Source organism: Streptomyces zagrosensis, assembly GCF_014203645.1.
Classification (GTDB): Bacteria; Actinomycetota; Actinomycetes; order Streptomycetales; family Streptomycetaceae; genus Streptomyces; species Streptomyces zagrosensis.
This window is the reverse complement of the sequence record NZ_JACHJL010000015.1, coordinates 120,441-145,896: the sequence shown is the minus strand read 5'-3', so window position 1 is coordinate 145,896 and position 25,456 is coordinate 120,441. Positions and strand designations below refer to the sequence as shown.

Sequence of the window (25,456 nt, the reverse complement as noted above, 5' to 3'; positions counted from 1 at the left end):
CACCGAGCGCCGGGGGCCGCCCTACGGCGGGGCCTGCGATGGGCCGGTCGCGGGCCGCGAGGCGCCGAACGGCTCGCTACGCGTCGAAGATCCGACGCAGCTCGATCTCCACGGGAAACGGAACGTCCGTACGGAGCACGTCGGTGTGCACGGCACCCGCAAGGGCAGGGGCGTACACGCCGGTCTCCGCGTCCAGGTGGAACTCGTGCACCACCGGCGCGTTGTCCTCGCCCCGCTCCACCCGCCAGAAGTGGGGCACGCCTGCTTCCGCGTACATCGCGGGCTTACGGAACCGGTCCTCGCGGCGCGAGCCCCGCGAGACGACCTCCACGACGAGCGCCACGGCGGAGCTGGGGACACACTCCAGCGAGAAGAAGTCAAGACCGGTCCGGTCGAAGACCACCACATCCGGCTTCGGAGGGTTGTACGCATCAACCAGGACGCAGCGCTCGGCGTTGACGGCGTACGGGGCACGCCGGGAGCCGCGTAAAGCGAAGTACAGCTCGTCCCGCACCGTGTCATGCCACTGGCAGGTCCTGCCTCGGACCGCGATCGCTCCATCCACCAGTTCCCACTCGAAGGGCAGATCCAGGTCCTTGACCTGTTCGTAGGTCCAGCCCTGGGCCGGCGGACGTTTCCAGTCGATCGGCTCGGCGGTCACGGCCATCCCCTTCACGGCGCTTTGGCCCAGCCTAGCGACCGCCTTCACCGGAAGATTCGTTCCGGCGACGCCCTTGGCCCACCCGCTCAGCCCGTTCGACGAGCGGCACCCACCCCGCCTACCCCCGCCCGCGCCGCAGGGCTCAGTTCTTGCGGTGGCCGATGAGGCGGGGCTTGGGCTCCAGACCGTCTAGGCCGTGCCAGGCGAGGTTCACCAGGTGGGCCGCGACCTCGGCCTTCTTCGGCTTGCGGACATCCAGCCACCACTGGCCGGTGAGAGCCACCATGCCCACCAGGGCCTGTGCGTAGAGCGGGGCCAGTTTGGCGTCGAAGCCGCGGGCCTTGAACTCCAGGCCCAGGATGTCTTCCACCTGGGTGGCAATGTCGCTGATCAGGGACGCGAAGGTGCCCGTGGACTGCGCTACGGGGGAGTCCCGCACCAAAATGCGGAAACCGTCCGTGTACTGGTCGATGTAGTCCAGGAGTGCGAACGCCGCCTGTTCGAGCAGCTCGCGTGGGTGCCCCGCCGTCAGGGCGCTCGTCACCATGTCGAGAAGCTGCCGCATCTCGCGGTCCACCACGACGGCGTACAGGCCCTCCTTGCCGCCGAAGTGCTCGTAGACCACCGGTTTGGAGACCCCGGCCTTGGCCGCGATCTCCTCCACCGATGTTCCCTCGAAGCCGCGCTCGGCGAAGAGCATGCGACCGATGTCCAGCAGTTGCTCGCGGCGCTCCTTGCCGGTCATCCGGATACGGCGGGCACGCCGACCCCCCGCGCCCCCGGACCGGCTTTTGCTGCTGCTGGTGTTGCTGTCGATCGCCACGTCACCCATCATGCCGCGCCGGCGGCGTCCTTCACCCGATCGGCGGAGGCTGTGGTGGTGTCTTGGCGTCGTGCGTCGATCCGGTTCGTGCTGGGCCAGCGCACGTCGTAGGCCCAGCCCGCCTTCTCGAACCAGCGGATGATGCGGGCGCTGGAGTCCAGCTGGCCCTTCATCACGCCGTGCCGCGCGGAGGTCGGGTCCGCGTGGTGCAGGTTGTGCCAGGACTCGCCGCAGGACAAGATCGCCAGCCACCACACATTGCCCGAGCGGTCGCGCGACTTGAACGGGCGCTTGCCCACCGCGTGGCAGATCGAGTTGATCGACCACGTCACGTGGTGCAGCAGCGCCACGCGCACCAGCGAGCCCCAGAAGAACGCGGTCAGCGCGCCCTGCCACGACCAGGTCACCAGGCCGCCGATCAGCGGCGGCAGGCCCAGCGAGATGACCGTCCACAGCACGAACTGGCGGGAGATGCGGCGCAGTGCGGGGTCCTTGATGAGGTCCGGCGCGTACTTCTGCTGGGAGGTCTGCTCCTCGTTGAACATCCAGCCGATGTGCGCCCACCACAGGCCCTTCATCAGCGCTGAGAGGCTTTCCCCGTACCGCCATGGCGAGTGGGGGTCGCCCTCGGCGTCGGAGAACTTGTGGTGCTTGCGGTGGTCGGCGACCCAGCGGACCAAGGGGCCCTCTACGGCCAGCGAACCGGCGATCGCCAACGCGATGCGCAGTGGTCGTTTCGCTTTGAATGAACCGTGCGTGAAATAGCGGTGGAAGCCGATGGTGATGCCGTGGCAGCCGATGTAATACATCGCGACCAACAGTCCAAGATCCAGCCAGCTCACTCCCCAGCCCCACACCAGCGGGATGGCCGCCAACAAGGCGACGAAGGGAACGGTGATGAAGAGCAGCAGGGCGATCTGTTCGACCGACCCCTTGCTGTCGCCGCCCAGCGTCGCTGGCGGAAGCGGAGATTCTGAGGCTTTTGGCACGTCGTCGATTACGCCGGGGCTTGCAGTCATGGATTCCCTCAGGGGGGTCGGGACACGGCTACGCATGCGTAACCTACGGCTCCGTAAGTATGGCAGGGCCGTGACTCAGGGCAAGGGGGCTGTGGATAACCGGGGAGACGGTGTCTTTCGCGTGGGGTCCTATCCTGGTGCCGTCGGACAGCGCGGTCCGCAAACCCGCCCAAAGTGCTCGTACTCGCGAGGAGCCGCACCTGTGAGCAGTGCCGAGACCGCCAGCAATGCCAGCTTGGTGACCGAAGACGTGTTCCCCACCGATCGTGCAGAAAACACCGAGAGCACCGGGGGTGCGCCAAAGGCCGCAGATGCCGACAACGCCGCAGGCGCCACTCGGCGCCGTGCGGCCCTGCGCGCCGACATCCGCCGGCTGGGCGACCTGCTGGGTGAAACCCTGGTACGCCAGGAGGGTCGCGACCTCCTTGACCTGGTCGAACGCGTCCGCGCCCTGACCCGCGCCACCTCCTTTGGGTCCGACGACCCGGCGGCGCATGCCGCCGCAGGGGACGGCGTGGAGCCGGGTGAGTCGGCCGCGGAGCTGCTGGCTAACACCGATCTTGAGACCGCCGCCAAGCTGGTACGGGCCTTCTCCACCTACTTCCACCTCGCCAACGTCACCGAACAGGTGCACCGCGGACGGGAACTGCGCGCCCGCCGCGCCGCCGAGGGCGGCATCCTCTCCCGCACCGCCGACCAGCTCAAGGACGCCGACGCTGACCACCTGCGGGAAACCGTCGCGCATTTGAACGTGCGCCCAGTGTTCACGGCGCACCCCACCGAGGCGGCCCGCCGCAGCGTCCTCAACAAGCTCCGCCGCATCGCATCCCTCCTCGATACGCTCGCCGCCGAAGGCGACAGCCGACGCGCCCAGCTCAGGCTGGCCGAGAACATCGACCTGCTGTGGCAGACCGACGAGCTGCGGGTGGCCCGGCCCGAGCCCGCCGACGAGGCCCGTAACGCCATCTACTACCTGGATGAGCTGCACGCCAACGCCGTGGGCGACGTCCTGGAGGACCTGGCGGCCGAGTTGGAGCGCGTCGGCGTCGAGCTGCCCGCCGGCACCCGACCGCTCACCTTCGGCACCTGGATCGGCGGTGACCGCGACGGCAACCCCAACGTCACCCCCCAGGTCACCTGGGATGTGCTGATCCTCCAGCATGAGCACGGCATCACCGACGCCCTCAAGGTCATTGACGACCTGCGGGCCGCGCTGTCGAACTCCATCCGCAACTGCGGCGCAACCGACGAACTCCTGACCTCGCTCCAGGAGGACCTGGATCGGCTGCCGGAGATCAGCCCCCGCTACAAGCGCCTGAACGCCGAAGAGCCGTACCGCCTCAAGGCCACCTGCATCCGGCAAAAGCTCATCCACACCCGGGACCGGCTGGCCGCCGGCACGGTGCACCAGCCAGGCCGCGACTACCTCGGCACCGCGGAACTCCTCGCCGATCTCCTGCTCATCCAGCGGTCACTGCGCGAGCACCGCGGCCAGCTCATCGCCGATGGCCGGCTAGAGCGCAGCATCCGCACCCTGGCCGCCTTCGGCCTCCAACTCGCGGTCATGGACGTACGGGAACACGCCGACGCCCACCACCACGCGCTCGGCCAACTCTTCGACCGACTTGGCGAAGAGTCCTGGCGCTACGCCGACATGCCGCGCGACTACCGGCGCAAGCTGCTCGCCAAGGAGTTGCGCTCGCGCCGTCCGCTCGGCCCGTCCCCGGCCCCGTTGGACGCGGCGGGCGCCAAGACCCTGGGTGTCTTCGGCACGGTCAGGGAGGCGTTCGAGCGGTTCGGGCCCGAGGTCATCGAGTCGTACATCATCTCGATGTGCCAGGGCGCCGACGACGTGTTCGCCGCCGCGGTCCTCGCTCGTGAGGCCGGGCTGATCGACCTGCACGCCGGGTGGGCCAAGATCGGCATCGTGCCGCTCCTGGAGACCACGGACGAACTCCGCGAGGCCGACCGCATCCTCGATGACATGCTCGCCGACCCCTCCTACCGGCGTTTGGTCGCGCTGCGCGGCGACGTACAGGAGGTCATGCTCGGCTACTCGGACTCCTCCAAGTTCGGTGGCATTACCACCAGCCAATGGGAGATCCACCGGGCCCAGCGCCGGCTGCGTGATGTGGCGCACCGGCACGGGGTGCGGCTGCGGCTCTTCCACGGCCGCGGCGGCACGGTCGGGCGGGGTGGCGGCCCCACGCACGACGCGATCCTCGCCCAGCCCTGGGGCACCCTGGAGGGCGAGATCAAGGTCACCGAGCAGGGCGAGGTCATCTCCGACAAGTACCTGGTGCCGTCCCTGGCCCGGGAAAACTTGGAGCTGACGGTCGCCGCCACGCTCCAGGCGTCCGCGCTGCACACCGCGCCGCGCCAGTCGGATGAGGCGCTGGCCCGCTGGGACGCCACCATGGACACCGTCTCCGACGCCGCGCACGATGCGTACCGCGCGTTGGTGGACGACCCGGACCTGCCCGCGTACTTCTTCGCCTCCACCCCCGTGGACCAGCTCGCCGAGCTCCACCTGGGCTCCCGGCCCTCGCGCCGTCCCGACAGCGGCGCCGGTCTCGACGGGCTGCGGGCCATCCCGTGGGTCTTCGGCTGGACCCAGTCCCGGCAGATCGTGCCCGGTTGGTTCGGCGTCGGCTCCGGCCTCAAGGCCGCTCGCGAGGCCGGCCTCGACACGGTCCTTGAGGAGATGAGCGAGCACTGGCACTTCTTCCAGAACTTCCTGTCCAACGTGGAGATGACGCTCGCCAAGACTGACCTGCGCATCGCCCGGCACTACGTGGACACGCTCGTACCGGACGACCTCAAGCACGTCTTCGCGACCATCGAGGCCGAGCACGAGCTCACCGTGCGGGAGGTGCTCAGCATCACCGGCGGCAAGGAACTCCTGGATACCAATCCGGCGCTGAAGCGGACCCTCCGGGTTCGGGACGCCTATCTGGACCCGATCTCCTACCTCCAGGTCACACTCCTTGACCGCCAGCGGCAGGCCGCCGCACGCGGCGAAGAGCCCGACCCGCTGCTGGCCCGCGCCCTGCTCCTCACCGTCAACGGCGTGGCCGCTGGTCTGCGCAACACGGGGTGAGTGCGCGGGCGCGCGAGCGCGCCAGTGCGTGAGTTCGCGAACGCGTGAGCGCTTCTACGCTTCTGCGCTCATGACCTGAGTGCCTGAGTGCCTGAGTGCTTGGGCGACTGGGTGCGTGAGTGCTTGAGCGGTGCGGAGGCCGGGCCGGTTCCCTCTTTGGGGGCCAGCCCGGCCTCCGCTGTATTCATCGCCCCTGTGTTCTGGCCGCCATTGCGGACTATCGACAGGTCAGGGGCACGCGGCGCAGGTCGATGCGCTCGGTGGCCTTCTTCCTCCCCGTCTCGTAGAGGGCGGCGACGGTCTTTGCGCCCGTCATCGCGAGATCGGAGTACGCGGCGGGGCCCGCGGCGAGCACGGTGTCGCTCACCCAGGTGGCGCCGGAGTTGCTGCTGCGCCGCAGCGTCAGGTGGCGGCGCTCCTTCGGGTGATCGGGCGCCGAGAAGAGCAGGGCCGGGCAGTTGGTGGTGCCGCTGTGCAGCAGGGCGCCCTTGACCACGGGGGCCACGAGGTCGGGCCGGGGCCGGTAGGGCGCGGAGAAGCTCGTGCCGCCATCGGCGCTGTACGTGTCGAGTCGGGTTGCGGGGTCGGTGCCGCCCTGGTCGCGGGCGTTGACGTACAGCCGGCCGTCCGGCAATTCGGCCACGGCATTCTCGTCCGGCCTGAGTTTTTTGCCGTTGTGGTGATCGACGGCGCCGATGTGCCAGGTGCCACCGTGGTTGTCGCTGTAGAGGAGGTGCGCGCCCGACCCCTTCGCCGTCGTGTGGTTCGCGGCCACTACGAGCCGCCCCGGGCGCTGCCGGGTCAGCGCGATGCCGTGCCCGGGGCCGGTCGCGTACCAGCGCCACTCCGGGCGCTTGACGGCCGAGGTGATCTCCGTAGGCCGGGACCAAGTGGCCCCCGCGTCACCACTGCGCTGGACGTACACGCGCCGGCTGGCGGCGGACGCGACCGTACCCGCCTCGATCTGCGGCTGGGTGACGGCAGCAGGCTGTCGTACCGTCAACAAAATGATCCGCCCGCTGGCCGGATCGACGACCGGGGCGGGATTGCCCGCCACATTCCGTCCGTTGTCGGAGACCCGGGACAACGGCCCCCAACTGCACCCACCATTGGTCGAACGCTTGCTGACGACCTCGATGTCCCCGTGGTCCTCGGCGCTGGTGCGCCGCCCCTCGGCAAAGGCGATCAAGGTCTTGCCGCTGCGTACGAGGGCGGGAATGCGGAAGGTGTGGTAGCCCTCGGTCCCCGACGTGAATGGAGTGGAGGTGCTGCATAAGGCGTCGGGGCGTGCGTCGTTATCGTTCTTCGACGCATTGGCAGTTATGGGTACGGCAGCGACCGTCAACGTGCAGATGGCGCTGGTCCACGGGCGTCTTCGCAGGAAGGAGAAAGGGGCCATGTCGGGACTATGGCACCGGGCGGGTGCGCACCATCCCAAATTGGCCATTTATGGTGTGTCTGCCCCGCGGAGAACCGTACAGATGGCGGAGTGAACTCGTGGGGCACCTTGCGCCCGCAGTTCGCGTGCGCCGCATCGGCGCCGTAGGCCCGTTCCCAAGGAGCGCTTTCGCCATCACGCCTGCGCCGCCCGCGGCGCACTTGTCATGTCGCCCATCCACCGTGCTTGTGCCCGCCGCCCCCGGCGGTGTGGCGGCGTTGATGGATTGGACATGGATAGCTCCGGCGGAATGTTCCGAAGTCGCAACGCTAGAAGACCGCCCAGCGGCGATGCGAGAAATGTTCCGTAGGAAATGAAGTTGATCTACCTTGGGTGCAGCTGATGGCCTCACCGGAATGATCCGGTGAGGCCATCAGCGCGGTGTAACGGCAACGGCCATAAATTCGCGCCTGCTGCGGAAGCTGGGGTTGTGAGTGAGTGGGGGAACGGTCACTTCCCGCAGAACTCGGCCTCGGTGATGGGGTCGAGAGACGCTTGCCAGTCACCGTTGAGGTTGACCGACAGTGCGTGTTTGCCGTCCCTGGTTGCCATGGAATTCGACGTGGAGCCCTGGATTCCTCCGCTGTGGCCCCACAGTTCGCCGCAGGATGACTTCCACTTCAGCAGGCCGAGGCCGTAGGAATAGTCCGATCCCGCGATGACCGGTACGGTGGTGGTCATTTCCTTGAGCTCGCGGGGCCCTAGAAGCTTGCCCGAGAGCAGGGTCCGGTAGAACCGGTTGAGATCGTTGGGGGTGGAAATTATTTCGCCTGCCGCATTCGCCAAGGAGGGGTTGAGGTCGGTGACGTCGTACGTCGCGCTGCCTGGCTTCGCAGGTCCTCCGAGGTCCCCGGTCAGTTTCGAATACGCGCGACCGCTGGGCTTGGCCATCCGGGCCTTGGCGCCCGGTAGCGTGGTGGAGTGCAAACGCAAGGGACGCAGGATGCGGCGCTCGATCTCATGGGCGTACGAATGACCGGCAGCCTTTTCGATTACCATCCCGGCGATGACGTAATTGGTGTCGGAGTAGTGCCAGCCGTCGCCGGGCGCGAAGTCGGGCCGGTGGTTCATGGCCACCTCGACAATGCGGTGCGGAGTCCAGGTGTCGTAGCGGTGTTGGAGAAAATCGGTGCCGAAGGTCAGGCGCTTGAATTCCTGGTCCTCGGTGTAGCTGTAAATTCCGCTGGTGTGTTGGAGGAGTTGTCGCACGGTGATGCGACTGCCGTCGTGCCCATTGCCCTGCACCAGGCCGGGCAGCCAGTGGTCCACCGTGTCGTCCAAGCTCAGTTTCCCTTCCGCCGCCAATTGGAGCGCCACCGTGGCGACGAAGGTCTTGGTGATGGAGCCGACCCGGTAGCGCTGCTCGGCCTGCCGCGGTGCGCCGGTCCGTAGGTCGGCGGTGCCCGACTGGCCGGTCCAGGTATGGCGCCCTTCCTGGGCCACCGCAATTACCCCGGGCACGCCGTTTTCGACGGTCGCCTCGATGGCCTCCTGGGTGGCCCGGTGGCTGCCCCCGCCCCTGGCCGTCTCGGTGTCCGCTGCCGAGGCGGGGATCGCGAAGGCCATGGTCAGTGCGACCAAGCCGACCAGGCCGGTCGCGAGTCGCGGCACCCGCGTCACCTTGCCCGACCGACCGGACAAGGCGGCTGCTCCCTGTCCGCCTGTGGGCGATGCGGCTGGGGGCCTGGGGCCGCGTTGCCGGGAGGGAGGAAAAACGCTGCGTTCGTGCTCGGACACGGAAAATCTCCTGCGAGAGGTGGGAGCCAATTGGCGTGTGAGGCCAGCATTTCCCAGCCACTCCCGCGTGGGGAGCCAGCTATCCCCCCAGCTCACGGTGGGGTTGGCACCCGTCGATGAGCCCGGTGGGTAGACCATGACCGCCCGCGAAAAGCCGCATCGGCACGGCCCGGCACTCAGTTGTCGTAGGCGGCCCGACCTCTACAGCAACGCGAACGCCGCCCCCAACAACCCCAGCCCCGCCAGCCCCGTCGCCCACGCCGCGCGGCACATGCGTAGCCCGCCGGCGAGGAGGACGGAGGCCAGGAGGAGGGCGCCGCCCAGGGGGGCCCAGGCGTAGAGGAGGCCGGGAGCGCCGGTGCGGACCGCTTCGTGGGTGCCGGGTTTGAGGACCACTGGCAGGTGCTGGCCCTTGCCGTCGATGACGGTGGCGTCGATGCGTACGGAATGGTGATCGGTGCCCGATGTGTCGCGGGCCGCGAACGGGCCCGCGCACCAGTCGCGGTGGCAGGAGGCCACCGTGAGGGTGCCGCGCTCCTTGCCCTTGGTAAACGTGGCGTGCTGCGCCGTGCCCCAGGAAGTCCACACCCCGGCCACCACGATGACCAGCACGAACAGGGCCATCACCAGATTCCTACCGAGCAGCAGCAGCCCGTACGCGCTGTCGCCCGCCCTGCGCAGCCGACCCCGCCGCGTGGAGCCGTGCCGCCGCCCCGGGCGTCCCGGCCCGGCCAGGTGCGCGGGGGTGCCGCACGGCGCGTCACCGTGGGCCGCGGGGGTGTCCCGTGCCGTCAAGGCAGGGGGAACGGCGGGGGAGGCGCTGCGGGGCGTGCTCTCGGATTTCGTTCCGGTCGGCACCATGGCGGCGATCCTTGGCCATGGGAGCGGGTGCGTCAAGGCTCCGGTGAGGCTTCGGTAGTGTCGGCTACCGCATGTCCGCTATGCCGGGCACGGGCGAAACGAGCGCCGGGGTGCAGGCCAACGCCCCTATGGCGAGGGCTGGTTGGCGAAGCTGACGGGGCGTCAGGAGTTGTACGTGCCCTGCGCGCGCTCCAGGCCCTCCAGGATGAGCGCCTCGACCGCGTCGGCGGCGCGGTCCACGAAGTAGTCCAGTTCCTTGCGCTCGGTGGACGAGAAGTCCTTGAGTACGAACGCTGCCACGTCCATCCGGCCCGGTGGGCGGCCGATGCCGAAGCGGACCCGAAAGTAATCGGGGCCAAACGACTTGGTGAGGGACTTGAGGCCGTTGTGGCCGTTGTCGCCGCCGCCGAACTTCAGGCGCAGCGTCCCGTAGTCGATGTCGAGTTCGTCGTGGATGGCGACGATGCGGGTGGCGGGCACCTTGTAGAAGTCGCTGAGCGCCGTCGTCGGGCCGCCGGAGAGGTTCATGTACGACAGCGGTTTCGCCAGCACGACGCGGCGGCCCGCGGGGCCGGGCGGGCCGATGCGCCCCTCGACGACCTGGGCCCGCGCCTTGTGCGCCTTGAACCGGCCACCCGTCCGCTGCGCGAGCAGGTCGGCCACCATGAAGCCCACGTTGTGCCGGTTGGCCGCGTAGTCGGGACCCGGGTTGCCCAGGCCCACCACGAGCCAGGGGCCGTCTGCGTCGCTCATCTGCTGCACTCCGATGGGTGGCGGGTGGGGCTGGTTCTCGTGCGGGGCCCGGTCCGGGAGCCCGTGCGGAGGGTCCGGTCCGGGAGCCCGTGCGGAGGGTCCGGTCCGGGAACCGTGCGCCGCCGCCGTTCCGCTCCCGCGTGGGGAGCGAAACGGCGGCGGCGGAACAGCGCGGGACGGCACCGTAACGGTGCCGCCGAGCAGAGGGCTTAGCCCTCGGAGCCCTCGCCCTCGGCATCTGCACCCTCGGCCGGGGCCTCGGCCTGGGCGGAGACGACCTGGAGCACCACGGTGTCGTCGTCCACGGCCAGCGTGGTGCCGGCCGGCAGGGTGATGTCCTTGGCCAGCACCGAGTGACCGACGTCCAGGCCCTCGATGGAGACGGTGACCGACTCCGGGATGTGGGTGGCCTCGGTCTCGACCGGCAGCGCGTTCAAGAGGTGTTCCAGCAGGTTGCCGCCCGGAGCGAGGTCGCCCTCGGTGTGGATCGGGATGTCGACGGTGACCTTCTCGCCGCTCTTGACGGTCAGCAGGTCCACATGGACCAGGAAGCCACGGATGGCCTCACGCTGCACCGCCTTGGGGATGACGAGCTCCTTCTTGCCGTTCAGGTCGAGCGCGATGAGCACGTTCGGGGTCTTGAGCGCCATCATGAGCTGGTGGCCCGGCAGCGCCACGTGCACGGACTCGGCACCGTGACCGTAGATGACGCCGGGAACGTACTCGGTGCGGCGCAGCCGGCGGGCGGCGCCCTTGCCGAACTCGGTGCGGAGCTTTACGGGAACCTTGACCTCAGCCATGACTGCACTCCTCGTATATGCGAAGGGATCTGGAAGCCGTCACTCGGCCTACAACAGACCTGCTACGAAGAGCGCGTCGATAACGGATGGGCTGTGTGGGGACACAGCCTCCCTCGCCGAGCAACTCCACCACTCTACCCGGCCGGCTGTCCCTTACCAATTCACCCACCGCCCGGGCAAGATCACCGCGTCCGGAGACCGATCGGCCGGGCGAGACGGGAGCCTCGCCCGGGCTGGCGGGTTGGGCTGCGCTGGGCCGGCGGACTGGGTGCGTGGGTCGCGCCCGGCCAGGTCAGGCCGGGCTGTGCTGGTTCGGGCTGGTCCCCGCTGGTCGGGCTGGTCGGGCTGGTCGGTCCAGCCGCGCCGGGTCCGATCGCTGCTACTGGACCGCCTCCAACACGTCGTGGATCACCGGGCCCGCCGAGTCCGAACCGTGCTGGGCGCCCTCCACCACGCAGGCGATGGCGATCTCGTCGTCATAGGCGACCAGCCAGCCGTTGTTCGGGCCCTCCGCGGTGACCTCCGCCGTACCGGTTTTGGCGCCTATCTCGCCGGGCAGATCGGCCAACACCTTCGCCGTACCGTCCGTCACGGTGTCCCGCATCAGCTTGCGCAATTCGGTCACGACATCGCCGGGCAACTTCTTGGTGGTGGGCCCGTCGCCGCGGCGCTGGTCACCGCCCGCACGTATCAGCAGCGGTTGCTGGAACCGGCCCGATGCGGCCGTCGCCGTCGCCGACGCCATCACCAGCGGATTCGCCCGCAGCTTGCCTTGTCCGAACAGTGCGGCCGACTTCTCCGTCTCGTCGCCAGGCACCGGCACCTCGCCGTCGAAGGAGGGCACGCCCGTCGTCCACTCCTGGCCGATGCCAAAGTACGTGGACGAAAACTCGGTCAGCTCCCCATTCCCGAGCTTGTCCCGCAGGCTGACGAAGGCCGTGTTGCAGGAGTGGATGAAGTCCTCACGGAAGGTGGCCCCACGGATCTCGGAGGTCTCCACGTTGTGAAACTGCTTGCCGACCGTCAGATATTTGGGGCAGTCCACGACGTCGGTCGGTTTCACCGCATCCTTGGCCAACAGCGCCGCCGTCGTGATCACCTTCATCGTGGAGCCGGGCGCGTATGTGCCGAGGAAGGCTCGATTGAAGCCCCCAGCAGGGGAGTTGGCGACCGCCACCACCTCGCCATCGGCGATGCGCAGCGCCACGAGGCCGGCATTGCGGCCCCGCGCGTGCCGTTCCATCGCCCGCTCCGCCGCACGCTGTACCCGCGCGTCGATCGTCGTACGCACCGGCCCCTGCGCCGCCTGCGGCCCACCGAACCGCGCCTCCGTGCCGCGTACCTCATCGGTCTGCCGGTCGATGAGCTGCACGGCGCCCCGCGGCTTTCCGCCGCCCATGCCCAGCGCCTGCGCCACCGAAGGATGGTCGGCGCCGGTCAGCTTCCCGCCGTCGCGATCCACGACCTCGGGCGCCCCGTCCTCTCGTACCAGCCGAAACTTCGCCTCCTCGCTCAGCTTGGGATGCACCAAGGCCAGCTCCCAGCGCACCTTCCAGCCGTTCGCTCCACCACCGGCCTTACCCGCCGTGGCACCGCTGTCACCGCTGTCACTGTTGTCGCTGCCGTTGTCGCCGCTGGCACCGCCGTTGTCGCCGTCACCGCCGTTATCGGTCGTACGTATCAGCGGCAGCGCCGACTGGTACTGCCAGGTTCCCAGGCCGCTGACCGGCAGCTTTGCGGCGAAGCTCACCGTCACGCCGGCTCCGTCTGGCGCCGCGGCCCGCTGTGCGGTGAACGCCGGGCGTTCGATGTCCAGGCCCACGGTGAAGTTACGTAGCGTCGTCTCGGCCCGCTCCGGGGCGTCGGTCAGCGCCGCGGCCTTGCCCAGCTCGCCCGCCGCCCAGTGGTCGAGGAACGCGCGGGCCGTACGCAGCGCCTCCGGATCGGCCTCGCGCGCCGCGCTCTCGCCTCCTGAGTCCCACCCGACCGCAGCCCACGCACCGCCCCCGGCCACCACCGCACCTGCGAGCGCCACCGCCATCCACCCGCGCCGCCTGCGACGCCCCGCCTCATAAGTGCGCACCGCGCCCCTCCCTCACTTCGCCCCGTACCGGACAGCGCCAGCCGCGCCACCGTCCTCGGCAGCAGAACAGAAGAAGCGCCCTTCAGTCCAAGACCCTTATCAACAGGAAAGTCATAGGGATTTGCCTATCATTGCTGCTCATGGACCTGCTGCGGCATCTGCGCTACTTCCGCACCGTGGCCGATGAACAGCACTTCGGCCGCGCGGCGGAGCGGCTACGGCTCGCCCAGCCGTCGCTGTCCCAGCGCATCCAGCGCCTGGAACGCGAGCTGGGCGTACGACTGTTTGACCGGGGCAGTCGCGGCGTGTCCCTCACCCCGGCCGGACGGCTCGTACGTGAAGAGGCGGACGCGTTGCTCGCCGCCGCCGACCGGCTCGACTCCATCGTCGCCCGCGTTCGCGACGGCGCCGCGGGCACCTTGCGCGCGGCCGTACCGCCCGACCTCGGTGGCGCCACCGTCGCCGCCCTGCTCACCGGCTACCAGCGCCGTTCCCCGGGCAGCACCCTGGACCTGCGCGAACTCACCACCGCCCAGCAGGTACGTGAACTCGCCGCCGGCACCCTGGAGACCGGCATCGTCCGCCACCCCTGCCCCGCCGAGGGCCTCGACTTCGGGCCCCTGCTGCACCAGCCTCTCGGCGTACTGCTGCGCGCGGACGATCCGCTGGCCGCCCAACCACACCTGCCGCTCGCCGAACTCTCCGGACGCGACCTGGTCCTCTTCCCTCGCGCCGCCGCGCCCGCGCTTTACGACGAGACCCTCACCGGGTGCGCCCGGCACGGCTGCACCCCCGCCGCCATCCACGAGGCACGCGGCGGCGACTTCGCCCAGGCCCTGGTCCTCTCGGGCACGGCCGTCGCCTTGGTGCCCAGCGCGGCCGGCGAGCCCGGTACGGTGTGGCGTCCGCTCGCCGGTACGCCGCTGACCTGGCGCACCTCCACGGCCTGGCCCAAAGACCGGGACAGCCCTGCGGTGCAACGCTTCGCGGAGACGGCCTACGAGGCGCTCCGGACGGGCGCCGGCATGCTGCTCGACCACCCACCGGGCCAGCATGCGGCGCCGTACGCATCGCCCGCCGCGGGTGCGAATTCGGACCCGGGCGCCAGTTCGAAGACAAGATCGGGTGGGGATACGGCTTCGGATGGAGCTTCGGATAAAGCTTTGGATACGGGGCCGATTTCACCTACGGATGCGGATGAGGAGCCGGGTTCGGCCGGGCCCCTAAAGGGGTCCGTACGGGCCGTGGATGAAGCCCACCGCGCCCCACCGTCCCGCCCGCTGTACCCCCGCCCCGCATCGGAGTTCCCGCTGTGACCGACCACGATCCCGGCCGCACCGGTTCCGGCGCCGACCGCCCCGCCACGTCCGAACGAGACGCCACCTTTGGCAAGCGTCCCGCCCCCGGGACGGGACCCACGCCCGGGCGCCCTCCCGCCTCCGGCCGCGGTGCCGCTCCCAGCCGGGGCGCCGCTCGCGCCGCCGCCCGGATCAAGGACGCCTTCGCCGATGCTGGGGCATCCGGCCTGCTGCACGCCCGGGACATCGACACCGGGGCCGAGATCGGGCTCGGCGCCGACACGCTCATGAGCACCGCGAGCGTCCATAAGCTGTGCCTGGTCAGCACGTTGTTCCGGGAGGCTGCGCAGGGCCGTATCGACCTCACCCGGCAGATCGAGGTGCCACCGGGCCAGCGCACCAAGGGCCCCACCGGCCTCGCCGTACTCCTTGACCCGGTCCGGCTCTCGCTACGTGACCTCGCCGCGCAGTCCATCGCCGTCAGCGACAACACCGCCGCCGATGTGCTCTGGGACGAACTCGGCCTCGACACGGTCAACCGCACCATGGCCGACCTCGGGCTAGGGAGAACCCGCGCCGTACACGCCATGCGTGACCTGTACGCGTCCATGACCGCGGACGCGGGGGCCGCCGGGGCCGCAGCGCTCGTGGAGCCCGCGACCTTGGCCAGGCTCCGCGTTCTCGACCCCGCGCACACCAACCACAGCACCGCCCGCGAGCTGACCCACTTGCTCGCCGCCATCTGGCGCGACGAGGTGTGCGCAGGCGAGCACGGCCGGCTTCTGCGGCGCGTTCTGGGCCTTCAGGCGTGGAGTCACCGACTCGCCTCCGGCTTCCCCTTTGACGACGTCCGCGTCTCCGGCAAGACCGGCACCCTGCCCACGCTTCGCCATGAGGCAGGCGTCATCGAGTACCCCGATGGGGGGCGCTACGCCGTTGCCGTCTTCACTCGCTCGGCAGGGACGGCCATCACCCTGCCGGGCGTCGATGCGGTGATCGGCACGGCCGCCAGGATCGCGGTGGACGCCCTGCGCGCGAACGCCCGCTAGCACCCCACCCCAGCGAGCGACGTGACCGCGCGGCCCGCGGGCGGGCTCGGGGCCTTGAGCAGGTCCGTACGCCCGCATGCCCTCCCGTCCGCTGCCCTCTCGTGCGTCGTACGCGCCCCAGGCTCCCGCGGCCCCTGTGCAGCCCTACGCCCTACGCCGCTACGCGCGAAGGGCCGCTCCCCAAAGAGGGAAGCGACCCTTCGTGGCCGATGGCTGGCGGCCGATGGCCGAAGGCCGATGGTTGCGGGCGTGTGGCCCGCGGTCGTGGTTCGGGTGCGGTGGGCCCGAAGCGGTGCCGGGCTAACGAGCCCGGCACCAGATCACGCCTGCTCGTCGAAGAGGCTGGTGACAGAACCGTCCTCGAAGACCTCGCGGACGGCACGCGCGATGGTCGGCGCCATCGACAAAACGGTGACCTTGTCCAGCTGGATCTCGTTCGGGGTGGGCAGGGTGTTGGTGAAGATGAACTCGCTGACCTTGGAGTTCTTCAGGCGATCGGCGGCCGGTCCGGAAAGGACGCCGTGCGTGGCCGTCACGATGACGTCCTCAGCACCGTTGGCGAACAGGGCGTCGGCGGCAGCGCAGATGGTGCCACCCGTGTCGATCATGTCATCGACCAGGACACAGACCCGGCCGCGTACGTCACCGACGACCTCATGCACGGTGACCTGATTGGCGACGTCCGGGTCGCGCCGCTTGTGCACGATGGCCAGCGGTGCGCCCAGCCGGTCGCACCAGCGGTCGGCGACCCGTACTCGGCCCGCGTCAGGCGAGACGACGGTCAGCTTCGACCGGTCCACCCTGGCGCCCACGTAGTCGGCGAGGATCGGCAGCGCGAACAGATGATCCACCGGACCGTCGAAGAAGCCCTGGATCTGGTCGGTGTGCAAATCCACGGTGAGAATCCGGTCGGCGCCGGAACACTTGAACAGATCGGCAATCAGCCGGGCCGAAATCGGCTCCCGGCCACGGTGCTTCTTGTCCTGCCGCGCATAGCCGTAGAACGGCACGATCACGGTGATGCTGCGCGCGGACGCCCGCTTCAGCGCATCGACCATGATGAGCTGCTCCATGATCCACTTATTGATCGGAGCCGTGTGGCTCTGGATCAAAAAGCAGTCGGCGCCGCGTGCGGACTCTTCGAAGCGAACGTAGATCTCGCCGTTGGCGAAGTCGAATGCCTTGGTCGGGACCAGGCCGACGCCCAACTGCTGAGCGACCTCCTCGGCCAGTTCGGGGTGGGCGCGGCCGGAGAAGAGCATCAGCTTCTTCTCGCCGGTCGTCTTGAACCCGGTCACAGCAAATCTCCTTGGATTTCACTTCGCATGCGTTTCCCCACGGTACGCCCCGCACGGCGAACCTCTCGCACGCTCACTGATCGGTCTCAGGTTCCGGATCGGCGGCCTGAGCGGCCTGCGCGGCGGCGCTTCCTGGACGCTTTCGAGCCACCCAACCCTCGATATTGCGCTGTTGTCCACGGGCGACAGCCAACGAGCCCGGGGGCACATTCTTGGTGATCACCGAGCCTGCCGCGGTGTAGGACCCGTCTCCAATGGTGACGGGAGCCACAAACATGTTGTCCGACCCGGTCCGGCAGTGCGAGCCGATGGTGGTGTGGTGCTTCTTCTCGCCGTCGTAGTTCACGAAGACGCTGGCGGCGCCGATGTTGGTGTACTCGCCGATGGTGGCATCTCCAACGTACGACAGATGCGGCACCTTGGAACCCTCGCCAACCTGCGCGTTCTTCATCTCCACGTACGCACCGGCCTTGGACTTCTTGCCCAGGTCCGTACCCGGGCGCAGATAGGTGTACGGGCCGACCGTGGCGCCCTCACCGATCCTGGCGCTGTCCGCAACGGTGTTGCTGACCGTCGCACCGACGCCGACCGTGGTGTTGGTCAGCCGCGAGTTCGGCCCAACCTCGGCGTGCGCGGCGATGTGCGTGAAGCCGATGAGTTGAGTGCCGGGGTGCACCAGCGCGTCCGGTTCGAAGGTGACGGTCACATCCACCCAGGTGCTGGCCGGGTCGATGATGGAGACCCCGCTGAGCATCGCCGCCCGCAGCAGCCGCTCATTGAGCAGCTTGCGGGCCTCGGCGAGCTGAATGCGGTTGTTGATGCCGACGATCTCGTGGTGCTCGGTAGCGATCGCGGCGCCCACCCGGTGCCCCGCCTCGCGCAAGATGCCCAGGACGTCGGTCAGATACTCCTCGCCCTGACTGTTGTCGGTGCGAACCTTGCCGAGCGCGTCGGTGAGGAGCTGCGCATCGAACGCGAAGACACCCGAGTTGATCTCCCGGATGGCGCGCTCGCTGTCGCTGGCGTCCTTGTGCTCCACGATCGCGGTGACGGCGCCGCTGGCGCTGTCGCGCACGATGCGGCCGTAGCCGGTGGCGTCGGGAACCTCGGCGGTGAGTACGGTCACCGCATTCCCATCGGCGGCGTGGGTGTCCGCGAGCGTTCGCAGCGTCGCGCCGGTCAGCAGCGGGGTGTCGCCGCAGACGACGACCACGGTGCCATCGAGGGCAACACTGCTCGCGCGCAGCTCGTCAAGGCCCATCCGCACGGCGTGCCCGGTGCCGTTCTGCTCGTGCTGCACGGCGGTGCGCGCATCCGGGTCGATCTCGCCAAGGTGGCCCTTGACCTGCTCGCGGGCGTGCCCGACGACGACCACGAGGTGCTCGGGGTCCAGTTCGCGGGAGGCGGCGACGACGTGCCCGATGAGGGAGCGACCGCAGATCGAATGCAGGACCTTGGGGGTCGTTGACTTCATGCGGGTGCCCTCACCCGCTGCGAGAACGACGACGGCTGCCGGGCGTTTGGCGCTCACGGGGGTGCCCTTCGGCTTCTTCGGGTGGTGGACATTCGCAGGATACCGGTGCGTATAGCAGCCGACATGCGGCCGGGTCCCGATAAGGGCCCTGACGCGGGCCGTGAGGGGCCGGTGTTGCGAAGTGGAACGGGGGCTCCCCTGCCAGGACTCGAACCCGGACTAATGACTCCAAAGGTCACTGTGCTGCCGATTACACCACAGGGGATGGAAAGGCAAGCCATGCCGGACAATCTCATCGGCTGGCCGCTCGGCCCCCAACACTATGCCGTATGCAGCGCCCTCGATGCGAGGGCAAAGGTTTTGTACCGGCGAGCGAGGCGGGTTCCGGGGTACGAGGCGGGCACCGGAGCGTGAGGCCCGGGAGCGCGGATGCGGGCTTGGGCTTCGCGTGGCGAGGTGCTGGGTGCGGCGTTGCAGGTCCGTGGGTCGCACGTCGCACGTGACGGGCCGCACGTCACGGGTCGCGGGTCGCCGGTGTGAGTGCGGGTTTGGGTGCTGGTGACGGCGGTGACGGCGGTGACGGTGGTCGGTGACCGGCGAGGGCCGGGAGGCGGGCCGTGGGGTGGCAGGGTGGCGAGGCCCGTGGGGTGGCAGGGTGGCGAGGCCGCGGGGTGGCGGCAGCGAGGTGGCGCGGTGGTGCCGGCAAGGTGGCGGGGGGTGGCTGGGCTGTGCCGGATGTGGGCCGATATGGCGTCGAACTCGCCATCAGTGGCAACGGGCGGGGATGTGTAGTGGGCGGGGGTGAACTCCTCGCCATTGATTGGGGCGTTCGGCATCGTTCGAGGGTGACGTCGTTGCCGAGGTGCGCGGCGGTGAAGGGGCCGCAAAACTTCGGGCTCGGGGACGCCGAGCCCGAGCAGGTCGGCGATGCGGTGGGCCGATGCGGCGCGGTCGGGGCTGTGCGGTCGGAGCTGTGCGCAACGGTGCGGTCGAGGCTGGCCACGCTGGGGCGGAGCGTCGTGCACGTCGCGCACCGCATCCACGTTGGCGCTCGCCCGCGCCGTGGGTCTGTCGGCGGACGACTGCCCCCTTCCGTAGTCGCCCTCGGCAGTGCCTCCTTCGTCGGCTGCGCGTCTCCCCGGCCCGTCCCGGCACTCGGCCTCCTGCCTCCTCCTCCCTACGACCGACCTCCTCCCTATGACCAACCTCGCCTTGGCGAGGGCGGCTCGTCCCCATGCCCCGGCTCGTCTCCACGCCTGGCCCGTCCCCAAGCCCCGACCCACCCGCGCTTCCCGACTCAACTCCACACCCCGACTCAGCTCCACACCCCGACTCAACTCCACACCCCGACTCAGCTCCACACCCCGACTCAGCTCCACACCCCGACTCAGCTCCACACCCCGACTCAGCTCCACACCCCGACTCAGCTCCACACCCCGACTCAACTCCTCATCCCGGCCCACCCCCACGGCCATCCCCACGCCCGACCCCTCCCCGCACCTGAACCCGCCCCCGGGTACCGCTTCCCCCGGTGCTCCGCCTCGTCCCCTGAGTTCGCCTCATCCCTGTGCTCCGCGACGCAACCTCCCTCCCCTCGCCCCGCGCGATGCGAGGCCCCGCTCCCCGGCGCTCCCCGACCCGTCTGCCCTTCGCGCAGGGCAGATGCAGGCCATGCGTAGGCGCAAGGACGCCATGCGAGCAAGCCCGACGCGGTCTGCCTCGTGAAGGCCGCCGCTCACTCCATGGTCACCCGGACGGACGCGCTCCGGGTCGAAAGCATGAGCGATTCATCAGTTCGAGTGACGGGGTTAATTCCGTCCCGAAATCGCCCGAGTTCCCGCCAGGCGCTCGAACGGAAAAGAAGTGGCCGCCCCCCGTACGCTGGCAGGTATGACGACGACGGGGGAATCGGTGGAGTCGGGTGCGCGGGGCGCACCCGGCGGGCCGTGGTGGTGGGCACGGCGCCGGAGCATGGTTCTCGATGTCCTGATAGCCCTCGCGTCGGTGGTCGAGTGCGTCTTCGAAGGGCTGGACTTCGCCGGTGAGGCGGGGATTCCGAGCGGCGCGGGCGTCTCGCTCGGCGTGATCGTCGGCTCGGTGCTGGTGCTTCGGCGGCGGTGGCCCATAGCGGTGGTGCTGGTCTCCATCGCGGCATCGGCGGCCTCGATGGGGGTGCTGCTGACCGTCATCGGTCTCTACACGATGGCCGCCTCCGGTCTGCCACGGCGGGTCACGGGCGTGCTGTCCGGGATGTCCATCACCGGCACGCTGATCGTCACGGTGGTCAGGTTCCAGCGGGACATGGCCAAGGACGGCTACCACCCCCCTTTTTGGGTGGCGGCGCTGGTCGCGGTGTTGATGGCGGTGGGCATCACGGTGCCGCCGACGCTGTCCGGGCTGTACGTGGGGGCGCGGCGGCGGCTGGTGGAGAGCTTGCGCGAGCGTGCGGACGGGCTGGAGCGCGAGTTGTCGCTGCTGGCGGACCGGGCCGAGGAGCGTGCCGAGTGGGCGCGTAACGAGGAGCGAACCCGGATCGCACGGGAGATGCACGACGTGGTGGCGCACCGGGTGAGCTTGATGGTGGTGCATGCGGCGGCATTGCAGGCGGTGGCGCTGAAGGACCCGCAGAAGGCGTCGAAGAATGCGGCGCTGGTGGGTGACATGGGGCGGCAGGCGCTGACGGAATTGCGGCAGATGCTGGGCGTGCTGCGGTCCCACGAGGGGCAGGGCACGGGGCGTAGCGCTGGGGCCGCCGATCCGCTGCCGCTGGCCTCCGTGGCAGCTGCCGCGTCGGCCGCCTCGTCGTCGGCCTCCGCCGCGCGGGCCGGCGCCGCTGCGCCATCCGGTTCCTCGGCCTCGGATGCTGCTACGGCTGCCGGCCGGGGTATCGACGCTTCGGCGCCGCCCAGGCTCCGCGACGAAGCCATCGGCGGGCCGTGTCTTGAGGAGCTTGAGGCGCTGATAGAGCAGTCGCGGGCGGCCGGAATGGTCGTAGATCTGCTGGTGGAGGGCGCGGAGCAGACGTACGCGGCGATGGTGGAAACGACCGCGTACCGCGTGGTGCAAGAGGGACTGACCAACGTGCACAAGCACGCGCCGGGCGCCGAGACCCGGGTGCGGCTGGCACGGCGCCTTGGCGAGGTGGCGGTCCTAGTGGAGAACGGCCCGTCCGATCGGGCGGTCGCCGACGCGGGCCTGCCCAGCGGTGGCAATGGTCTGGTCGGCATGCGGGAGCGGGTGGCTTCACTCGGTGGCGGCTTCGTGTCGGGCCCGACCGACGCGGGCGGCTTCCGGGTGTCGGCGGTACTGCCGGACCAGGCGGCGCGGCGGGAACAGGCAGCTAGAGCGGAACGGGAAGCCACAGCGGAACAGGCTGCGCGACCGGACCAGGCCGCTTCGTCGAACGAGGCGGCGCGTTCGGAAGAAGCCGTCCCATCGGAACAGGCGGTCAGGGCGGAACAGGATGGTCGATCGGACGAGGCGGCGCGATTCGGCCAGCCGGCCGCGTCGGAGCAGGCGGCCCCCCTTCCGACGAAGCCGGTCGCCGATTCCCTGAAGGGGCGCGGGCCTGCGGCCTAGCGGGCGCGGTGAACGCCAGCGGCAGGGCTACGAGCAGCGCGGACTCAAGGGTCCGCGATTCGTGACCGTGCCGCACCTTCGTCTGTCCGCCTGGTGCGGTCTCTCCACCCGGTGCACCACATCACCGCAGCCGCAGCCGCAGCTTAGGCAGTGGTGAACACCTTTGACGGCGCGTCCCCGACGGAAGAAACACCCCGGGGACGCACACGATGGTGAAAGCGGTTCATCGTCGTACGCGGGGCAGCGCTCTGGGTAATCCCGCTGGTGCATAACGCTCAGCTATGGGCCAGTCCGGCGGGGCGCGTCGATGCACCGGGGCGCACGGTTGTGGTAACTCGCGCCGCACGGGAGCGAATTCGTGGTGCCGGGCGTGGGGCGATCACTGCACCGAGGCCGCGCCGAGTGTTCTTGGCCGCTCCCGAAAGGGGTTGGTTAGATCCGTTTCGTCGGCGGTCGGTGACCTGTCGGGTAGGTGACGGCAATGGGGGGATGGCTGTGGATCAGGCTGGCGTTGTGGGTGGCGCGCGGAGCCCAAGTCCCGGCCCGCCGCTGGATTTGCTCGATGGCTTTCGGTGAAGGAAGGTGCTTACGAAGGCGGTTCGGCTTGGGCGCCTCGATCTGCTGGCCGAGCCGTAGGCCGTTGCGCGCCGCCGAGGTGCCCGCGGTGCTCGACGTACGCGAGCGGCCCGCTCAACTGCGGCTGATTGCCTGCGCTTCGCTGGAGTTGCTGGGGGCGATGCGCGGGTAGGTTTTCGCAACAGTCCCGCGGTGCAGGCGTTCTTGGTCTCCACGGCCGTCCGCTACCTCGGCGGATTCGTCCATCTCGTTGAGGAGCAGCACTGCGAGGGTTGGGGCGAGTTGCTGACCGCCGCACGAGAAGACCGGCCCGCGGTGTGGGACTCGGCGGGGTAGGAGGACACGTTCGCCGGCCAGGGCGGTGCCGATGGGGTCGATCGCGCTCTTTTGGGAGGCCATGGCGGCGGTGTCGTCAGTCATCGCGGATGTCATCGCCGCCTCGTACGACTTCTCGCCGTACCGCAAGCTCTGGACGTTGGCGGCGGGCCCGGCTACCTCAATGTGCGGCTGTGCGAGCGGGTGCCGGAGTTGCGGGCGACGGTGTACGACGTGCCGCAGGCATGTGAGTTGACCGAGCGCAGGACGCGTGAACTCGGCATGACTGATCGGTGGCCGCCGTGGGCGGAGATCTGCCGATGCTGCCCCGCCCTGAGCCACACGGCGGAGGTGCCCCGCCCATGTGCATCGCCACCATGGCGCGGGCAGGCCGCTCGTACCCGTAACGCGCATACCCGTAACGCGCGCACCCCAAGGCGCCCCGCTCCGTCAGCCCCGCTCCGTCAGACCCCCGCTCCGTCAGTCCTCGCTCACCGTCAGCCGGGCGGGGCGGCTGCCCGTGACGAGGGTGCCGAGGGCGCGGTCGATGTCGCCGCCGATGAACCAGTCGCCGGTGTGGTCGAGGCTATAAACGCGCCCCTCGCTGTCGATGGTCAGCAGGGCCTGGCCGTCCGCTTCCTGGCCCAGTGGGCAGACCTCGGTGTCCAGTGCGCGGCCGAGGTCGGTGAGGGTACGGGCCAGGTGCAGGCCGTGCAGCGGATCGATGCGAAACGGTGTGGGCGCGAGATGCTTGCCGGTACCCGGTGGCTGGATGTGGAGCCCACCGAACTCGGCCCACGCCTCGACGGCGGCCGGAAATATGGTGTGCCGATGACCGCCGGGGGAGACGTGGGCGCGCAGCGCGTCGGCCCAGGTCTCGGCCTGCCGTATGTTCCAACGGCCCGGGACCCAACCCGCGTCGCGCAGCGCGGCGTCCACAGCGATGGGGAAGCGGGTGGCCGCCGTACGGTCGAAGGCGCGCATGCGTCAGCCTCGCTTCCTGAGCGGCCCGGCCGTGGCCGGGGCGGAGAGGTCCACCGCGCGGACGCCGAACTGGGCCAGCAGCGCGTCGCAGGAGCGGCAGGGGGGCGCGTACGAGCCGTGGGCCGGGTCGCCGTCCTCGCGGATGTGCCGTGCGGTGATCTTGGATTGTTTGAGCGCGCGTCTGGCCTCGCCCGAGGTGAGCGGCTTGCGGGACGCGCGCTTGCTGCGATTGTCCTCGGCGCTGGTCAGGAACCGGGAGAGCAGGATGGCCTCCGGGCAGCGGCCGGTGAACCGTTCGCGCTGGCCGTTGCCCAGCGTGTCCAAAAAGTCCTGGATGAGCGGGTGTAGGGCAGGTGGCTGGTCGGCCTTGCCCGCGGTAGAGGTGAGCGTCTGGCCGCGTACCGACAGTGCGGCGGCGACGGTCGGCAAGATGCCATCTCTGCGGTGGAGTAAGGACGGCGGCTGGTCCCTTCCATCGGTGCTACTCCAGCTCAGCCGGGGGTCGCCCGGCGTTGGTGCGGCTTCGCCGCGGTCTTGTGCGGTGTGCATGGTGGTGCTTCCCTCCCGGTGCAATCCCCCTGTTGCGGGGGTCAGCCTGCCAAATGGGGCGCGTGGTGCGGAAGTCAGGTGTGCACCTGATGCGGGTTCCTGTCCGGTACGTCACCGTCGGGTGACGGGTAGTCGCTGGCCTTGCGACAGGTCGCCCCTTTTCGGTCGATGGCTGGGAAAGTGCGGAGCATGCGTACGCACATTCAGCGCGCCATGGTGGCTGCCCTCGTCGTCCCCGTACTGATGTGGTCAACCGCGTGCTCCGGCGGTTCCGGCGACGGGAGCGGCAGGAGCGACGGTGGTGACGGCCGTGGTGACGGCCGTGGTGACAAAAGTGGTGACAGCCGTGGTGACAAGAGTGGTGACGAAGACGGCGACCGGGGCAGGGGCCAGGAGGGCGGCAAGGCAGCGGGCGGTGGTCCCGGGCGTGCGTCGGGGACGCCGCCGTTGAGCGAAGCGGGGCTGCGACAGGCACTGCTGACGCAGGCCGATGTGCCCGGCTACGCGGTACGCCGCGGCCCTGCCGACGCGCTGCCCGCCGCGGCCACGGTCACCGCCGATCGCCCGGAGTGTCGCCCGATCGCCGACACCATCGGGTCTCGGCCGAAGTATCCGCGGACCGCCTACACCTCGGGCAGTTTGACCAAGGGTGACCTCAGCGGCGGGGGTGGCGGGACGCTGAGCCAACTGCTGCTGGCCGCGTACCGGGGCAATAACGCCGAAAAGTGGGTCACCGAACTGCGCCGGGCAGTCGAAGTGTGCCGAAGCTTCACGGCGACCGGCGGCGCGGGCGGCCGGGAGTCGCTGGCGATCTCGCCGGGCCGGAACCTGACCGTGGGCGATACGTCCGTGACCTTCCTCATGCGCGACAAGGCCGGAAAAAGCGCGCCGGTCGTGATCACCGTGGTACGGACCGGCGGGAACACGGCGACGTTTATCTCCGGCGGTACGAGCGGCAAGGCCGAGCCGGTGGCGCGGGCGGTGGCGTACGAGCAGCACCGTCGCATCGTAGAGGTCGGGAAGGTATCGAGATGAGGTTTGCGGGGGTGAAAACCCCGG

At 69.6% G+C, this 25,456-nt stretch carries 18 protein-coding genes, 1 tRNA gene and 1 pseudogene; 5 read left to right on the top strand and 15 right to left on the bottom strand.

Features of this window, described 5'->3' with window-relative positions:
- Window positions 1-76 precede the first annotated feature (76 nt).
- The 3 genes from FHS42_RS25745 to FHS42_RS25735 all read right to left on the bottom strand — a co-directional run bounded on the left by FHS42_RS25745 (window position 77) and on the right by FHS42_RS25735 (window position 2,503).
- Window positions 77-667 carry a Uma2 family endonuclease gene (locus FHS42_RS25745; RefSeq protein WP_184575918.1) on the bottom strand — a complete coding sequence of 197 codons (591 nt, stop codon included), beginning with the start codon at window positions 665-667 and terminating at the stop codon, window positions 77-79.
- Between the two features lie 136 nt (window positions 668-803).
- Window positions 804-1,493, bottom strand: coding sequence for a TetR/AcrR family transcriptional regulator (locus FHS42_RS25740; RefSeq protein ID WP_184576051.1), 690 nt, complete (start codon window positions 1,491-1,493; stop codon window positions 804-806).
- Entirely contained in the window at window positions 1,493-2,503 is a 1,011-nt protein-coding gene (locus FHS42_RS25735) for an acyl-CoA desaturase (RefSeq protein WP_184575916.1), read from the bottom strand. The genes FHS42_RS25740 and FHS42_RS25735 overlap by 1 nt, the downstream gene beginning before the upstream one ends.
- A gap of 352 nt (window positions 2,504-2,855) precedes the next feature.
- On the opposite strand from FHS42_RS25735, the gene ppc reads away from it, so the two are divergent.
- On the top strand, window positions 2,856-5,603 hold the full coding sequence (gene ppc, locus FHS42_RS25730; RefSeq protein ID WP_184576049.1) for a phosphoenolpyruvate carboxylase: 2,748 nt from the start codon (window positions 2,856-2,858) through the stop codon (window positions 5,601-5,603).
- Window positions 5,604-5,820: 217 nt separating this feature from the next.
- Here the strand turns inward: ppc and FHS42_RS25725 are convergent, their stop codons facing one another.
- The 6 genes from FHS42_RS25725 to FHS42_RS25700 form a co-directional block, all read right to left on the bottom strand.
- Window positions 5,821-7,002, bottom strand: a complete 1,182-nt coding sequence (locus FHS42_RS25725) for a sialidase family protein (protein WP_184575914.1) — start codon at window positions 7,000-7,002, stop codon at window positions 5,821-5,823.
- A 489-nt stretch (window positions 7,003-7,491) separates the two neighbouring features.
- Complete coding sequence (locus FHS42_RS25720; protein WP_312867038.1) at window positions 7,492-8,652, bottom strand: serine hydrolase domain-containing protein; 1,161 nt, start codon at window positions 8,650-8,652, stop codon at window positions 7,492-7,494.
- A gap of 327 nt (window positions 8,653-8,979) precedes the next feature.
- A complete protein-coding gene (locus FHS42_RS25715; RefSeq protein ID WP_312867037.1) occupies window positions 8,980-9,639 on the bottom strand; it encodes a hypothetical protein in 660 nt (219 codons plus the stop codon).
- A 162-nt stretch (window positions 9,640-9,801) separates the two neighbouring features.
- Window positions 9,802-10,392: an aminoacyl-tRNA hydrolase gene (gene pth, locus FHS42_RS25710; protein ID WP_184575912.1), complete on the bottom strand. Its 591-nt coding sequence runs from the start codon at window positions 10,390-10,392 to the stop codon at window positions 9,802-9,804.
- Between the two features lie 209 nt (window positions 10,393-10,601).
- Entirely contained in the window at window positions 10,602-11,192 is a 591-nt protein-coding gene (locus FHS42_RS25705) for a 50S ribosomal protein L25/general stress protein Ctc (RefSeq protein WP_184575910.1), read from the bottom strand.
- A 379-nt stretch (window positions 11,193-11,571) separates the two neighbouring features.
- Complete coding sequence (locus FHS42_RS25700) at window positions 11,572-13,233, bottom strand: penicillin-binding transpeptidase domain-containing protein (RefSeq protein ID WP_184576043.1); 1,662 nt, start codon at window positions 13,231-13,233, stop codon at window positions 11,572-11,574.
- Between the two features lie 182 nt (window positions 13,234-13,415).
- Between FHS42_RS25700 and FHS42_RS25695 the strand changes: the two genes are divergently transcribed.
- Together FHS42_RS25695 and FHS42_RS25690 are read left to right on the top strand one after the other, a co-directional pair.
- Window positions 13,416-14,591 carry a LysR family transcriptional regulator gene (locus FHS42_RS25695; RefSeq protein ID WP_184575908.1) on the top strand — a complete coding sequence of 392 codons (1,176 nt, stop codon included), beginning with the start codon at window positions 13,416-13,418 and terminating at the stop codon, window positions 14,589-14,591.
- Between the two features lie 173 nt (window positions 14,592-14,764).
- A complete protein-coding gene (locus tag FHS42_RS25690) occupies window positions 14,765-15,622 on the top strand; it encodes a serine hydrolase (protein ID WP_184576041.1) in 858 nt (285 codons plus the stop codon).
- Window positions 15,623-15,942: 320 nt separating this feature from the next.
- Here FHS42_RS25690 and FHS42_RS25685 read toward each other — a convergent pair whose 3' ends face one another.
- The 3 genes from FHS42_RS25685 to FHS42_RS25675 form a co-directional block, all read right to left on the bottom strand.
- The gene (locus FHS42_RS25685) at window positions 15,943-16,920 is read right to left on the bottom strand and encodes a ribose-phosphate diphosphokinase (protein WP_184575907.1); all 978 of its coding nucleotides are present in this window, start codon (window positions 16,918-16,920) and stop codon (window positions 15,943-15,945) included.
- Window positions 16,921-16,993: 73 nt separating this feature from the next.
- Window positions 16,994-18,451 (bottom strand): bifunctional UDP-N-acetylglucosamine diphosphorylase/glucosamine-1-phosphate N-acetyltransferase GlmU, encoded by a 1,458-nt coding sequence (glmU, locus tag FHS42_RS25680; RefSeq protein WP_184575905.1) that lies wholly within the window; start codon window positions 18,449-18,451, stop codon window positions 16,994-16,996.
- A 136-nt stretch (window positions 18,452-18,587) separates the two neighbouring features.
- Window positions 18,588-18,659, bottom strand: a tRNA-Gln gene (locus tag FHS42_RS25675).
- A gap of 1,625 nt (window positions 18,660-20,284) precedes the next feature.
- On the opposite strand from FHS42_RS25675, the pseudogene FHS42_RS25670 reads away from it, so the two are divergent.
- Window positions 20,285-21,706, top strand: a pseudogene (locus FHS42_RS25670) (sensor histidine kinase); the annotation flags it as partial.
- A gap of 957 nt (window positions 21,707-22,663) precedes the next feature.
- Here the strand turns inward: FHS42_RS25670 and FHS42_RS25665 are convergent.
- The 3 genes from FHS42_RS25665 to FHS42_RS25655 all read right to left on the bottom strand — a co-directional run bounded on the left by FHS42_RS25665 (window position 22,664) and on the right by FHS42_RS25655 (window position 24,397).
- Complete coding sequence (locus tag FHS42_RS25665; protein ID WP_184575901.1) at window positions 22,664-23,014, bottom strand: hypothetical protein; 351 nt, start codon at window positions 23,012-23,014, stop codon at window positions 22,664-22,666.
- Between the two features lie 330 nt (window positions 23,015-23,344).
- Window positions 23,345-23,848 carry an SUKH-3 domain-containing protein gene (locus tag FHS42_RS25660; RefSeq protein WP_184575899.1) on the bottom strand — a complete coding sequence of 168 codons (504 nt, stop codon included), beginning with the start codon at window positions 23,846-23,848 and terminating at the stop codon, window positions 23,345-23,347.
- 3 nt (window positions 23,849-23,851) lie between these two features.
- Complete coding sequence (locus tag FHS42_RS25655; protein WP_184575897.1) at window positions 23,852-24,397, bottom strand: YwqJ-related putative deaminase; 546 nt, start codon at window positions 24,395-24,397, stop codon at window positions 23,852-23,854.
- A 189-nt stretch (window positions 24,398-24,586) separates the two neighbouring features.
- Between FHS42_RS25655 and FHS42_RS25650 the strand changes: the two genes are divergently transcribed.
- Window positions 24,587-25,432, top strand: coding sequence for a hypothetical protein (locus FHS42_RS25650; protein WP_184575895.1), 846 nt, complete (start codon window positions 24,587-24,589; stop codon window positions 25,430-25,432).
- Window positions 25,433-25,456 lie beyond the last annotated feature (24 nt).